Genomic DNA, 13,475 nt, shown 5'->3' with positions numbered 1-13,475 from the left:
AGTAAGACGTCATGAATAAAATGAATTTTCAACAGTTGTGCGTGCTGGGCTTAGCCTCTTTTGTGAATCAAACCACTTTAGCAACAGAAGCACCCCAATTAAAGTATGGCTGGGTTGATGTGTTTAGCACAGAGTTACAGATTCCGGACACCGTTAAGCCAATACTTAATGACCAATGGATGCGCGATACTTTCATTAAACAAGCGCCCGATGGTTACTATTACATGACAGGTACAATCCGCCCTGAGGGCAAGAGTAATGCCAGAGTCAATTCCCCAGGGATCCAGCTGTGGCGTTCAAAAGATATGAAAGACTGGGAAGATCTTGGTTTAGTTTACAACCCAGACCACGATGACTCTTGGCATGGCCGATTAGGGAAAAACAAAGGCAAACGTCACACCGTTTGGGCCCCTGAGATTCACTATATCGAAAGCCAAAAGACCTTCTTTATTATTGCGTGTACGCCATACCCAGAACGTGGCACGTTTGTTCTTCGCAGTACTAGCGGCAAAGCCGAAGGGCCATACATAGATATTGCTGGGAGCCAAGATTCACCGATCATCAATGCGATTGATGGCAGCTTATTTGAAGACGATGACGGCACCGTGTACTTGGTTTCACTGAGTCACAAAATCGCTCGAATGAAAGATGATATGAGTGACGTAGCCGAACCGTTTAAAAAGATAAAACAACAACAATACACGCCTGAACCCAACGTTCTAGAAGGCGCTTATATTGTCAAAGAAGGGGGTCAATATCATTTGATTTTATCGGCTTTTAGCACTGAACTACCTGATGGTAGTTACAACTATCAAGCTGGAAGAAAAGGCAATGTGTATCCGAACAACAAAGAGATGTGGGAACATTTTTACAGTTATGATGTGATTGTCGCGTCGGCCAATTCACCTTACGGGCCATACTCTGAACGGTACACATCGATTGTGGGCGCTGGCCATAATAACTTTTTTAAAGATCAAGATGGTCGTTGGTGGAGCACACACTTTAGCAACCCTTGGAAAACTAAAAATAAACGCAGCTTTCGTGAATTAGCCTCAGCCATTCCGTTGCGAATAGAAGATGGCAAATTTTATCCCGATTTTGAGTATTCTAAAAAGTACTACGGGCCTAACAACTAGCGTTTCAGTTCACTAATGAGCCTTTAAAAAGGCTTGCCATGGCAAGCCTTTTTAAACAAGTGCTTTGAGTTGGCCTTCATTCACTTACTGTTTCGCAATAGAGCCCCAGTTGTTACGAGCTTCATGGAAGAATGAATCCACAAATGAACGCTCAGCCCACTCATTATATTGCACAGCCATAGCTTTCACTCGTTCTGGGTACTTATTCGCAATATTGTTCATCTCTGTGCGGTCAGCTGTCATATCATAAAGCTCCCACGGCTGATAATTGCGCGACACAACCTTCCAATGACCATCTCGAACAGCCCTGTTGCCCTCGTGTTCAAAGAAAATCGGTTCGGCGCGTTTAAACTCGTTTCCCTTGAAAATAGGCAGAAGTGATGCGCCCGACATAGGCAAAATCTCATGCCCATTGAATGTTTTGGGGTACGTGCTTTTTGACAAATCTACCGCTGTAGCCATGACATCAACAACATGCCCAGGAGTTGAGTCAATCGTTCCATTTAAGCTTTTTTCAATGCCATTAGGCCAATGTGCAATCAATGGTGTGGCAATCCCGCCTTCATGCGTAAAGTGTTTAAACAGGGTAAAGGGGGTGTTGTGAACTGTTGCCCAGTTCATCCCAATGAACAAGTTGGATTGTGGCCCCCCCATAGGGCCTTTTCCGCCCATTCGAGCCCTCGGTCCACCTTCCGCACTACTGCCATTGTCTGACAAAAATAGAATGAGTGTATTGTCGAGTTGGTCGGTCTGCTCAAGGTAATGAACAAGCCGCCCCACACTTTGATCCATTCGGCTAACTGCTGCTGCATACACCGCCATTAATTGGTCGTAGCGCTGTTGCTTTTCGAGCGGAAGCTCGTCCCAATGTTGAACTTCAGGCAATTCTTCAGTCAATGCCCATGACTTGTCAATTAAGCCCATTTTAATTTGGCGCTGATAGCGGTCATGGCGAATTTTGTGCCAGCCTTCCATATACTTACCGCGGAATTGTTCAATGTCTTTTTGTGGTGCCATTACAGGAAAATGAGGAGCCACATGAGCTAAATATAGAAAGAATGGCTTGTCTTCTTGCTGGGCTTCTTTGATAAACTTAATGCCAAAATCGGTCCATAAATCAGTGCCATACCAATCCTTTTGACCTAAGACCTCGGCATCGTTCGCAATGGCTTTGCCATTGAGGTGTAATTCAAAATTCTTAGGGTCTTTTTTGTGCATTGATTGATTGGGAAAATAGATTGCACCACGCGGCAAATTCAAACTACGCTGAAAGCCTTCCCCCCAAGGGGTAATGCCACGCTCAAAGCCAAGATGCCATTTGCCCGTCATGGCGGTGAAATAGCCAGCATCGTTCAGTACTTCAGCCATGGTCACGGCTCTGTCATGCAAAATTCCTAACGTGCCTTTGGATTCTTTCTTCACAAATTGAGTGGCTAAGTGACCCATACCAGCCTGATGAGGATACAGACCTGTCAGCAGCGAAGCACGCGTAGGGCTGCATCGTGCAGAGTTGTAAAAGTTCGAAAACCTCAAACCATTCTCTGCCAAGCTATCTAGATGAGGTGTTGGAATCTCTCCCCCATACGAACCAATATCTGACCACCCCATGTCGTCAGCAAGAATAACAACAATATTTGGAGGAGTAGACGCAAGGGCCGCAGTTGCAGATGCTTGGGTACAAACGCCATGTGCGCTTGCAAACATTACGAGAGACATCAAAAAACGATTCATACTCACCTCTTATTTTAAATTGAAGCATAACTTCGCGCAAACAAGGTCATGGGTAAATAGAGCTAAGCTGAGACTTTATATAGGTTTAAATGAGGATAAGGTGAGGATTAAGCAATGCCGCCAAAACACTAAAATCCAACAAGACAGCCAACAAAACACCGCCTAACAAAAACATTTAAAAGAAAAAATAAACAAACATTATCAAATAGTTAAATAACCCCCCCTTCTTGCCAACAGTCGCTTATAATTATTAAGCATGAACACTCAAGCTCACCTGTTGAGCCATTCCCCTAAAACAAAACTCCTATTTAGCGCGCAAGTAAGCCAATGAAATGCGTTCGCTTTTAGCACAGAAAATCATCAGGTAAGAATCTAGAAGGTGATAAATATTGAGAGGCAACAAGGCATGAAAAGAGCATAAAACTATACACATCAAACGTCAAAATGATCGAACCAATAGCAAATTGAAAGGCAGAAAAACTGTGATGCTACACCGCCCGATTGAACCAATCATAGGCATAGGCAAATGTAGCAATGGAGAACAAATAATAAAGAGGTAGCGCCCCTTCCCTTTGCGCTTTACAGTGCAGTTCTTAAACGATTGGTTCGCTTACGCGCGTTGGCTTCGCAGTGTTCTTCTCGTTCTTCTTTGACGAACGCTAATTCTTGCTCAGACAATACTTTGTCCATCGTTTTTTTGCTGGTCAGTTTTACATTTTCCGCTTTTAAAAATTTTTCAGAACCTGCATTTTGCGAATTCATCAGTTCAATGGTGATGCGTGCACTCACACCGCCATCAACATCCGTCACTGACTTTGTCTTATTGTTACGAAGAGAATGACACCAACTTCCACCATTTTTTTGTTTGATCACAAACCCTTCAAACTGTTTTTCCTCGGTCAAAATAGACGCATGATAGAGTGCCATCGCTCTTGCTCGTTCTTGCGTTCCCAGTTCAGCCAATTTTGCGGTAATACGATATTGATTGGGGCCCAACCGCTCTTGAGTTACCCCAAGCGGAAATTGTATGGGGTTTAAGTTAGAAGGATGATCGGTCGTCTTGTTAACCTGGTATGGGACAGGCGTTTGAGTACATCCCGCAGCCAACAAAATGGTTGTCGCCATCAATAATGACAAGCGCATCTTATAAATTCCTTTTTATCGAAAAAAACAACATATAAAATCTAACATATGATGTTTTAACCATCAAATAACAATATGTCAAATTGATTGACTAATCGGCCAAAATGAACATAAGAGACTATTTAATAATAACTTTCTGATTAAATATTGCGATTTCTCGGATCCAAACGCGATTAAGCCGGAGATGACTCCGGCTTACGTTAAACTCAATTCTCAAGTCGTCTTATCGGCGTGTATTTTTCCGTTGCACTCTCAATAATGCGAAGCTAGCCAATAAAAAACATCCGACGCCCGACGGTTCAGAAACAGCATAACTCGGCAAAGGAGCAAGCGAGGCTTCAAAGCCAATTAACTTAAAGCTGTCATCATAAACGTCCAACTCACTGGAGCTATCACCCCAAATGGAATGATATGCGCCCACTAACCAATACTGAGAAGCGTGTTCAGTATCAACACTGAACACGGAGTCTTGTTCGGTAGGTGCTTGGTCAGCACCGTTGTAATTGCCGGTGACTACCCAACCTTTATTCAAGAGCTCGTCCCATGCACTTCCCAACAAGGTGTCTTCTGCATTGCTAGAGCCTTGGTACGACAAAATCGATATATCCGAATCGGAACCTGTGTATCCAGCAATCACGGAATCTAAAATCATGTGCTCTGCAAATGATATAAGCACGTAATCAAAGTCAACATGTGACTCATTATCACCGGGCTGAGCACCTGGAATATTCCCCATAATATTGTCAAATGCGTGCTCAGGGGAATGTTCAACTTCATCCTTGTTCACCAGCCCCCAACCATTATGACCACCATAGTAGTGAAATGCAGCTTGCTCTATTTCTGGATCCCACCACTGTCCATCCGTATCTGACCACCCCGTCATTCGAGCTTGATAGCTCATGGTGTCGTCCATGAACGCTATATCTGTCCAACCCTGCCCACACCAAATGCCATCGGAATCATGAGCAACGCCTTTATCACTGCCGTGGCATGCGGAGGTCATGGTCATGTCCCATGACACAGCATGCACAGACATTGAAAATATAGGCATCAACAGTGCCGCTAAAATCCATTGTGTTGTCAGTTTTAACATGCTTGAAGCGCCTCCATACTTTCCAGAATGTCGATAATTTCTGTAGTTTGTTGTTTGAGTAGTGCTTCATTCGCACGAGTTTCTACATTGAGACGAACCAAAGGTTCAGTGTTGGATTGGCGAAGATTGAAGCGCCATTGCTCGAATTCCATACTCAAGCCATCGGTCTGGTCAATGACAAGTGACGCGTGTTGATAAAAAGCCTTCACTTTTGCGATCGCTTGGTCTGGATTGGCAATCGTTTTATTGATTTCACCCGACGACGGAAAAGCAGCAATTCTCTCTTTCACCATGCTCGATAAAGTTTGTTGTTTAGTGCTCATGAGCTGCATGATGAACAACCAAGGGATCATCCCACTATCGCAATATGAAAAGTCTTTAAAGTAGTGATGAGCACTCATTTCTCCGCCATACACTGCATCTTCACTGCGCATTATATTTTTAATAAAAGCATGCCCAGTTCGGCTCATGACCGCTTTTCCGCCTGCGGCTTCAACCACATCTATGGTGTTCCACGTCAATCGCGGATCATGGATAATCGTGGCTCCTAGATTTTGTTGCAGATACGCCTCCGCCAATAGACCGACGATGTAGTAGCCCTCAATGAATTCACCGTTTTCGTCAAACAGAAAACAGCGATCGAAATCTCCATCCCATGCAACACCCAAATCAGCCCCATGCGCCCTAACCACATCAGCCGTGGCCGCTCGGTTTTGAGGCAATAACGGATTGGGAATTCCGTTGGGAAATGAAGGATCTGGTTTATGATTTACTTTTATGAAAGTCACAGGTACTTGAGCTGCTAAAAATGCCAATTCAATTTGATCAATCACATGTCCTGCCGCGCCATTGCCGGCATTTACCACAATTTTTAATGGTTTTAAGGTGTCGCATTTCACATACGACATTAAGTGGCATACATAGTCTGACAACAACGATGTAGACTTATACGCCCCTCGATAAGTCGGCAATTCAATCGGCTCTGCGCGCCACGGCGCAGCTTGGGCTAGCGCCTGTATTTCAGTGAGCCCGTTGTCACGCCCAATAGGGCGACTGCCCTGAGTCACTAATTTCATGCCGTTGTAGTCTATTGGGTTGTGACTGGCGGTCACTTCGATACCACCATCGACCCCCAAGTGGGATGTAGCAAAGTAAATTTCTTCGGTGCCAGTCATTCCTAAATCGATCACACCAACACCCGCATCCATTAGTCCTCGTGCTAAAGCCAGTTTGAGTTCGTCACTGGTTTCACGCGCGTCGCCTCCCACCACCACGAGCTTGGGTTTCATGACTTGTGCATAGGCACGTCCTATGTCGTATGCAATTTGATTGTTGAGCTCTTCTCCCAACTTTCCTCGAATATCGTAGGCCTTAAAGCATGTCAGCTCTTTCATGTGTCAATCTCACTTTTTGTTTGCGTCGTACCCACTCACGTCAGACACAACCCGAATTGAAACCCATCAATTTATGCGCAAGCCAAAAATATTCTAAGCTTCAATTAGTGTTAACTAGCGCATAAACGTAACCGTTTACATTCCATTTACGTTGATTTTATAAACAAACAATGCAAAATATCAACACATAAATGTAAACGGTTACGTTACAGGGTAATAAAATGAAAATAAGCCTGAAGTCTATTTCTTTGCTGTTCTGCCTTGGCCTGAGTGCACACATTTCAGCCGAAGAAATAGTGCACAACAAAATCAGTAATCAAAAAGATACCTACTTCTTGAACCTCATTAACTTAGCTCTGGAGAAAGCGGCGGATCAAAGCCATTATCAACTTACCGAGTCGGCGTCGTTGATGAATCAAGCCAATCTATTTGAAGCGGTAAAAGGAGGAGATGCATCTATTTTGTGGGCCGGCACACAACCCGAATATGAAGACCAAATGCTCCCCATTCGCGTGCCTCTGCTCAAAGGGCTTCAAGGGCACCGCCTCTTTATTATCAATCGCCTACAGCAGGCTAATTTTTCAAATATCGATTCTGTATCCGACTTAGCCACCTTAAAAGCAGGTCAAGGCCGCTCATGGGGTGACACATCGATTTTACAAAGTAGCGGGTTGAAGGTTGTGACTGCGGTTAAAAAAGAAAGTTTGTTTTATATGGTGGATGGCGGCCGGTTCGACTATTTCCCTCTTGCTGTTCATGAACCTTGGGACGAGATCAGCGATCGCTCTCATTTAAATTTATCAGTGGAAAATGATCTTCTCCTCATTTATCCCATGCCCATGTATTTCTTCGTCAGCAAGTCCAACCCCAAGCTGGCGAAAACACTTGAGGCCGGCCTAAATTCGGCGATTGAAGATGGAAGCTTTGATCAGCTGTTTTATAACACTCACCACATCAAACAAGCGCTCCAAAAATCACAGTTGGCCAATCGGCGCGTGATTCGTATCGACAATCCTCAGCTGGATGCCTTAACTCCTCTCGATCGAAAGGAACTGTGGCTCGATGTGAACAAAGTCATTCATTAATTTAATAACCCTCGCTCCCTCTTGCGACTTTGCCCTTCTTCAATGAAGGGCTTTTTTTGAGTTCGCACTATTGTTTTATTCGCTCTTCATCCATAACGCTTTACCCATTTGCCCAACAACGCCTTGATGATGGGTTTAAAGCTTTATGGACGAATATGTTAACGCCAATGTTTTAGGTCCAACCTTCCCCTCTGGACACTCCTTCTATGGTATTTGCGCCAAGGTCAGCCTTTAGGGTATTCATTGCTATCTTCGCACAAGTCGCTTATTTCAAATTGGCTAATATATCCAACTAGCGCTTGGAGACCCGGGCTTTCATCAATTCGCCGAGTTGTTACGAGCGCGCACATGCACTTTTGGTCGTTTTATATCGACAAAAAAAATCCCGCTCAAGGCGGGACAAAAAAGCTAGAGAAGCTCTGGTCTAACGGGGAAAAGATTGGATATTTGAGGGCGCCGATGCTCCAGACTCATTGAACGCAGTTACGCGGTAGTAATAACGTTTAGATCTTTCACGTGGCATAGGGTCGGCAAACAACACGTCAACCTCGGGATTAAACTGATTCTGACCATCCGAAATACCATCGCCAATGATTTGCCAAGGCCCTTCGGCTTGTGTCGCACGCTCAAACCGGTACCAACGCCCCACAGGAGAGCCCAGCCACTGTAAGTTATTCGGCGTAACAATATCGCGTAAAACGGGCGCTTGTGGCACAGGTAACGGTTTTGCTTTGATCTCACCGTTCATTTGAGCAATGGCAGCTCTTACCACGTCAACGACGGCAATCTCGTCATTACGATAGCCTTCTGCAAAACCCGGTAAATGGTAGCTATAAACATTGCTGCTGCCTTCTTTGTGCCAGTAGAAGCCACCATCATGACGACGCCCCCTAAAGCCCCAAATGAAAGCGCCAGCAGCTTTAGCTCCTTTGTACTCGGAGTGAACCGCCGACTGCATTACAGAATTAAGATGCGAAACAGGTTCTAAACCGAACTCGCCAATAAAATAGACTTTCTTGCCGTTAATATCTTTCAGGTCTTGCTTGACCTGTTCTGGGGTGTTGTTGTGATTGACGGTGTAAAAATGATTCGAAATGATATCTATATTCGGATCATTTTTAGCAAATTCGTTGATCGATAAATAAGTACCATCCATCACCAAATGATTCGAGTCATTTGCCTTAATAAACGCCGATGTAGTGGTCAAAAAAGCTTCCGTCGAACTTTTCAGCTCGTTGCCTGTTTCCCACGCCATGATGGCTTTTTCGTCTTTGTATTTGCGACCAGTGATGGTATTTGTGCGATTGATGACTTGCTCAATAATGTTTAAATATGCTGCGTAAGTTTTACTGTTCACATCATAAAAATCATCTTCATTTTCGCCATAAAAAGCAGCAAGTTGCTCGCGGCCACCCCACCACATCCAATGGTCGATGAAAGGTAAAATTAGACGCAGGCCATGCTTCTCAGACAAAGCAATCATACGGTCATAGTGAACCATGGCTGTCTCATTCAACCTTGGCATTCCATCGCGGCTCTCAGGCGCAAGAATATGAGTTTCTCGATCGCAGGCTTCGTCATACGGAGTCGCCACCGATAGTACGTAGACGCGCATGGCTTTATGGCCCGTTAACACTAATGATTGAATCCAGTTATCTTGCTCGTCGGCGGTGGGCCATTTGAAATATTGTCCCCAACCACGAGGATCAGCTGAACACACGCCTTTAGCGTCATCCTCGATGCGATGTAATTCAGGAGCATGAATCCCAGCAAAGCGGAACTCCTCGCCATTCTCAATAAGGCGGTGCCCGTCTCGTGTGATAAATGAATCAAAAGCATGTGCCATCGGAGCCATCAATAGCGCTCCTAAGACGGCACTTAGTTTAAATGACGCTACGATTTTCATGCAGACTCCTTAGGCACTTCAAATAACTTAATTTTGTCTACTAACTTGCAGATCTCGAGCATGGCTCGGCCGTTATGGTACGGCGCTTTCCAACCACCAGCTTTGTAAATGGTGGGATGATTGGGCTGATCAAGCGTCGATAGCCAATGCCACTCGCCAAATTCTTTATCCATATGGTATTTACAAATGAAATCCCATATCGGTGTATTCACCTCTAAAAATCTTTTTTGCTCCGTCAAATAATACGCATTGAGAAAGCCTACTAAGGCCTCTGCTTGCACCCACCAATGACTCTCTGGGTGTTTAGTTTGGGAGTCTAAGTCGATTTGATCCAACACTTGGCCATGCTCTCCAATCCCCTGTTCTAAGGTGATCTGAGCCATGTTTATCACGGTGGGCGTCAATCGATTAATCAGTTTCTCGTTGTCCAACGCTTCAAGTGCTTCATACAATAGCCAGCTGCATTCAATGTCATGGCCGTATGACCAGAAGGTGGAATGATCTTTCCAATCCATATCTAGGAACAATTTCAAATGATTCGATTCTGCATCAATTATTTGATGTTCGAACACTTCGATCAGATTGCCCAATGCTTCTTCTGTTTTTGAGTCTGGTGCAACAGCATGCAAAGCTGTATACGCCTCCAAAATATGAAGATGGGTATTCATTGTTTTCGGATAGTTTTCGTCTTTCAAGCTCAAACGTACATCGTCTAGCGGCTGCCAAGTTTGGCTTAACGCTTCGACATAACCATTGTTTTGGCGATCTCTGGCATGCAATTCAAGTAACTCAAAGTAGCCTTTCGCGGTTGCAATCGCCGTTTCACTTCCTGTGAGTTTGTAATAAGCAGATAAGGCATATATGGCGAAACCAATGGCATACGTCTGCTTTTTTGTATCAGTGGTTTTACCTTGGTAATTCACCATCCAGATCACGCCTCCGTACTCTGGATCGTCAAAATGAGCCATTAAGTAGTCGTAAGCGCGAGTCGCCACAGCAAGATCGCGCTCAGACTGAGTAAAATGAGCATATTCACTGAAGAACCACAAAATACGGGTATTTTGAATAATGCTCTTCGATGCCATATGAACCGGTTTATTTTTACGATTTAATTCACCTAAAAAGCCACCCCCCTCATGGTCGATCGTATTCTCCGCCCACCAATCCGCAATATTCCTTGCTTCTTGTTGGCATTCGTCACGCCACTTTAGAAGTGGCTTCAAAGAAGAATCAAAACTCATATTTATTGTCCGTTCAGTAAGGCCAAGTTCGCATCGATAAGCTTATTGCGTTCAATGACTGACGCAGCCGAACGTAAACCATCCTTAGGTGTATTCATGCAGTAATCAACCAGTTGTTCAACGGTAGAAGTAGCAACATGCATGCGAGTATCAGATGAAGCGTAGTAAATATTAACTTTGCCATCTTCAGTCACAGTCCAACCGTTACTGAATACGACGTTCGATACGTCACCCACTCGCTCAGCACCTTCGGGGGCAATAAAGTGGCCGCCAGGCTGCTGGGTGATGCGCCAAGGTTGGTGAAGGTCCGTCATAAATGTATATAGAACGTAACGTAAACCTGCCGCGGTATTACGAACACCATGCGCCAAATGCAACCAACCTTGCTCTGTTTTGATCGGAGCTGGGCCTTGCCCATTCTTAATTTCTTTAATGGTGTGATAGACCTTACCATCGACAATCACTTCGCTCTTGATCTCGGCATTTTCCATCGACTCAGACAAGCCCCAACCAATACCGCCGCCACTACCGACACTAATGAAGCCATCTTGTGGACGCGTGTAAAACGCATATTTTCCATCGACAAACTCTGGATGTAGAACCACGTTGCGTTGTTGGCCTGAATACGTCACAAGATCTGCAAGCCTTTCCCAAGTCACCAAATCTTTCGTTCTTGCAATACCGCATTGCGCTTCCGCAGCTGACAAGTCATTGGGGTGCTCTTCGTCTTTGCGCTCGGTACAGAATAATCCGTAAATATAGCCGTCTTCATGCTCTGTAAGACGCATGTCATAGACGTTCGTATCTGGGCGGTCAGTTTCTGGCATGATCACTGGATGTGACCAAAATTTGAAGTTATCAACGCCAGTGTCGCTTTCAGCAACCGCAAAGAAAGACTTACGATCATTACCTTCCACACGCACAACAAGCAGATACTTACCGTCTTTATAAATTGCACCAGAGTTGAGAGTGGCATTAATGCCCTGGCGCTCCATCAAAAATGGATTCGTCGCTTCGTTCAGGTCATACCGCCAATTCACTGGAACATGAGCTGGCGTAATAATAGGAGCCTGCCAACGTTGAAAGATTCCATTGCCTTCTGCTTGAGGCGAATTCTTAGCGGTTAAAAGATTTTCTTGCTGAGCGAACAGCTCTTTAACTAACTTTTTATAATCACTCATTACTGTTTCTCTTTACGTGATATGGCCACATAGTAACCGTTTACATTTTAAATTTTAAAATACTTAAATGTATATCTCGACTTTAGCCGTTTTTGTTTTCTTGCGCGCGACGCGATGTTAATTCGCGATCGACTTTTTCCATGTAGCCGTCGGACAATTTATAAAAAATCATGAATATTGCCGATAACCCCGCGCCTACTGCTGGCAGGAAACTGACCATATAACGCAGGCCTTCTTTGGCTAGTTCAGTTTGTTCGGCATTGGCTTCATAACCAAAGTACGCCAGTGTCCAGCCAGTTAAGGCACCACCGAGGGTCCATCCCATTTTTTGGGAAAATGACGATGACGAAAATATGAGTCCAGTTGAACGGCGCCCAGTTTGATATTCAGAATAGTCCGCGATATCTGCATACATTGACCATAACAACGGAAACACAATTCCAGCACATGCACTTACACCAATCTGCAACAATAAAATGAGCATGACTTCGGAAGCATCGAGGAAAAAGAACAAGCAACTCAATACCGCCGCAAGAAACATGGCGTACATAAAGGTATTGCGCTTACCAATCCGTTCTGAAATAGGCTGCGCCAATAAAACCCCAATAATATTGGCTGCCTGACCAACCACTAAGTAAGCGGTAATCAAACCAACCGACAAACCAAACAACGAAATATCTGGTGCTTGCACAAAATATTTGAAGTAAAAAACTGCCGCTCCATCGCGCATACTGTTGAAAATTAACGTTGCCAACGCTGCTCCCAATAGAATAAACCAAGGCTTGTTACCCATCAGGTTTTTCAAATCGGAGCGCAATGAAGTGGTTTGAGTTTTTGGTGGAGAAACGCGCTCTTTCGTCCAACTAAAGGTGGTATAGAACAACAGTGAGGCGATGCAACCATATACCACCATTGTGAGCATCCAGCCCAATTGCGGATTGTCTTCACCGCTGATACCCGTAAAGAATTGCGTGAGTGGATCCACCAAAACAAACGCGAATATACTGCCAGCAAAGGCAAAGACCATGCGATAGGATGCCAATGAGGTGCGGTCTGAGCTCTTGCTCGACATTACACCTAATAGTGAAGCATAGGGCACATTAACCGCGGTATAAGCCATCATCATGAGTGTGTATGTAATATAGGCATATACCAACTTCCCATCGGCGGTGAAATCTGGCGTGGTAAATGTAAGAACCCCAGCCACTGCGAATGGAATGGCACCCCACAATAAAAACGGACGAAACTTGCCATATTTACTTTGGGTACGATCGGCAATGACACCCATGACAGGATCATTCGCTGTATCCCAGATGCGAGTCAGCAAGAACATTGTGCCTACTGCGGCGGCTGATATACCAAATACATCAGTGTAGAAGATCAACAGGTATACTGAAAACATCTTCCAAAACATAGAAGATGCGAAGTCTCCAAGCCCGTAACCGACCTTCTCTTTAAATCGAAGCTGTTCTGATCCCGTAGTCATAGTCACTCATCTTTACTCGAACTGTTAATTACCGCTTAAACGACACCCGAGCGTTGCTTAAGTCCAATGCCAACACTGC

Annotated in this window: 10 protein-coding genes; 2 read left to right on the top strand and 8 right to left on the bottom strand. The window is 44.6% G+C overall.

All coding sequences use genetic code 11. The features are described from left to right. Positions 1 to 11 precede the first annotated feature (11 nt). Positions 12 to 1,136, top strand: coding sequence for a family 43 glycosylhydrolase (locus NAF29_RS03365; RefSeq protein ID WP_251260071.1), 1,125 nt, complete (start codon positions 12 to 14; stop codon positions 1,134 to 1,136). A gap of 84 nt (positions 1,137 to 1,220) precedes the next feature. Here the strand turns inward: NAF29_RS03365 and NAF29_RS03360 are convergent, their stop codons facing one another. The 4 genes from NAF29_RS03360 to NAF29_RS03345 form a co-directional block, all read right to left on the bottom strand. Then, positions 1,221 to 2,867, bottom strand: a complete 1,647-nt coding sequence (locus NAF29_RS03360) for an arylsulfatase (protein WP_251260070.1) — start codon at positions 2,865 to 2,867, stop codon at positions 1,221 to 1,223. A 579-nt stretch (positions 2,868 to 3,446) separates the two neighbouring features. Then, on the bottom strand, positions 3,447 to 4,010 hold the full coding sequence (locus NAF29_RS03355) for a hypothetical protein (RefSeq protein ID WP_251260069.1): 564 nt from the start codon (positions 4,008 to 4,010) through the stop codon (positions 3,447 to 3,449). Between the two features lie 223 nt (positions 4,011 to 4,233). Further along, a complete protein-coding gene (gene xdp1 / locus NAF29_RS03350) occupies positions 4,234 to 5,103 on the bottom strand; it encodes an exosortase-dependent surface protein XDP1 (protein WP_251260068.1) in 870 nt (289 codons plus the stop codon). Continuing rightward, complete coding sequence (locus NAF29_RS03345) at positions 5,097 to 6,497, bottom strand: phosphohexomutase domain-containing protein (protein WP_251260067.1); 1,401 nt, start codon at positions 6,495 to 6,497, stop codon at positions 5,097 to 5,099. The genes xdp1 and NAF29_RS03345 overlap by 7 nt, the downstream gene beginning before the upstream one ends. A gap of 221 nt (positions 6,498 to 6,718) precedes the next feature. Between NAF29_RS03345 and NAF29_RS03340 the strand changes: the two genes are divergently transcribed. Continuing rightward, positions 6,719 to 7,582, top strand: coding sequence for a type 2 periplasmic-binding domain-containing protein (locus NAF29_RS03340; protein ID WP_251260066.1), 864 nt, complete (start codon positions 6,719 to 6,721; stop codon positions 7,580 to 7,582). Between the two features lie 424 nt (positions 7,583 to 8,006). On the opposite strand, the gene NAF29_RS03335 is transcribed toward NAF29_RS03340, so the two are convergent. From NAF29_RS03335 to NAF29_RS03320, 4 genes are all read right to left on the bottom strand, one after another. Then, positions 8,007 to 9,488, bottom strand: coding sequence for a glycoside hydrolase 5 family protein (locus tag NAF29_RS03335; RefSeq protein WP_251260065.1), 1,482 nt, complete (start codon positions 9,486 to 9,488; stop codon positions 8,007 to 8,009). After that, positions 9,485 to 10,729 (bottom strand): AGE family epimerase/isomerase, encoded by a 1,245-nt coding sequence (locus tag NAF29_RS03330; RefSeq protein WP_251260064.1) that lies wholly within the window; start codon positions 10,727 to 10,729, stop codon positions 9,485 to 9,487. Before NAF29_RS03330 ends, NAF29_RS03335 begins: the two co-directional genes overlap by 4 nt. 2 nt (positions 10,730 to 10,731) lie before the next feature. After that, on the bottom strand, positions 10,732 to 11,910 hold the full coding sequence (locus NAF29_RS03325) for a glycoside hydrolase family 130 protein (protein ID WP_251260063.1): 1,179 nt from the start codon (positions 11,908 to 11,910) through the stop codon (positions 10,732 to 10,734). Positions 11,911 to 11,992: 82 nt separating this feature from the next. Continuing rightward, complete coding sequence (locus tag NAF29_RS03320) at positions 11,993 to 13,396, bottom strand: MFS transporter (RefSeq protein ID WP_251260062.1); 1,404 nt, start codon at positions 13,394 to 13,396, stop codon at positions 11,993 to 11,995. Positions 13,397 to 13,475: the final 79 nt, after the last annotated feature.

Source organism: Echinimonas agarilytica (genome assembly GCF_023703465.1).
GTDB classification, from domain to species: domain Bacteria; phylum Pseudomonadota; class Gammaproteobacteria; order Enterobacterales; family Neiellaceae; genus Echinimonas; species Echinimonas agarilytica.
This window is presented reverse-complemented; position numbering and strand designations above follow the sequence as displayed.